This window comes from Xanthovirga aplysinae, from assembly GCF_009711365.1.
Classification (GTDB): domain Bacteria; phylum Bacteroidota; class Bacteroidia; order Cytophagales; family Cyclobacteriaceae; genus Xanthovirga; species Xanthovirga aplysinae.
The window spans coordinates 1-1,516 of the sequence record NZ_SMMB01000419.1; the positions used below are offsets into that span (position 1 = coordinate 1).

Here is a 1,516-nt window from a genome sequence, read left to right on the forward strand (position 1 = left end):
TACAGAAGGCGGCCGTATGCTGCATAATGATGACTTGCAAATCATGCAGGACGAACTATTTATTGCCCTGGAAGAACAATACAGAGAGTTGGGGCCCTTTATTTTTAGTGGTTGTGCTATTAAACCAGGTTCCGATCTGGATACCTATAACATAGATTCTGGTTTAGTTTATATTAATGGGAGAATTTTACAATTTCATGGCAATAAGCAAAATACTTCGGCGGCAGCCTTTAATTCCCTTTATTTGCAGGAGGCACCGGCCACGCCTCAGGAATATTACGTTTTAAGATCAGGGGCAAGGGCCCCAAAACGCGTGCTCTATGAGGCCGAATTGGTCAATGTACCGCCCCCAGAGGGAGAGTACATCAAATTTACCCTGGAAGGTGGTCGAACATATCCTGATGCCCTGCGTGGGGCTTTTAAAGCTTTGAGCATAGGACATGCTACAGATGATTTTGGCGGTCATTCCACTCTGGATGTGTTAGGAAATATGAAGGTGAGTGGGTTGTCCCAATTTGGTGGAGATATTAAATCCAATGGAGACATCCGATTTGATATCATCAAAAATGAAAGCTCTAAAGGAATAATTTGGAGTGGGGTATCGGATACTCACTCCATATTTGTAGAAGAAGTGGGGAATAATGAATCCACTAACTTGGTGATTTATAATGCGGATAATGGACCAGACGGTACCATCATTAGAAATAGGTGGGGATCTCAAGCCACCCCCGTAGACATAGCTAATTTTAAAAATTCAGGAGTTACCATTAAACCTTCCTTGACGGTGGAGGGTAACCTACGAACTAGTGGGTTAGCAGATTTTGAGGGAAATATGCGGATTAACAACCTCACCAGTGGTAATTTTTGGCCTTTTGCTATAACAACAGCAGGTAAATCCAATAATTCCGGATTCTGGACAAATAGTGATAGTGTAGCCTTATATCTAAGAGATTCTGAAGGAAATCTCAACGTCATGTTAAGGTCAGATGAGGATAGTCAACTAACCCATGGTTTGGTTATAGGTGGCAATTTATCCGTACAGGGCCTATCTACTTTTAATCAACCCCTAAAAGCAAGTATGGGAGAACACTACGTCATTGCGGAGTTGGAAAATGATGAAGGTGGATTTAGATTATTAGCTAATCACGACGGTTATGATTGGTACCAGACCAAACAGAATATGAAATTATCCGGGTGGGCCGGAAATACCTTAGATGAACTTAATATTAGATCTAGAGAGAGTGTTTTTTACGGATCAGTAGAAATTGGACGTGAGCTAAAAGTGATGGAAACGGCTCGATTTGAGGGATCTGTTGAAACAACCTTGCTGGGGGCAAATCTTGTCAATGCAGATGCATTAAATGTAGTAGGAAATACAAGTATCAATCAAAATCTGGAAGTAACTGGCACAATAACCGAGGGTGGCTCAAGAGTGTTCAACACCGGTTATCTGGGAGGAACACAGTCAGGCCAAAATTATGACCTCAACACCATGACAGGAATAAAGTCGAATTAT

1 protein-coding gene is annotated in these 1,516 nt (G+C 41.8%); it reads left to right on the plus strand.

Annotation, left to right across the window (positions count from 1 at the left end):
• Positions 1-1,516: hypothetical protein (locus E1171_RS23425; protein ID WP_187696167.1), on the plus strand; the 1,516-nt coding region annotated here is incomplete at both ends.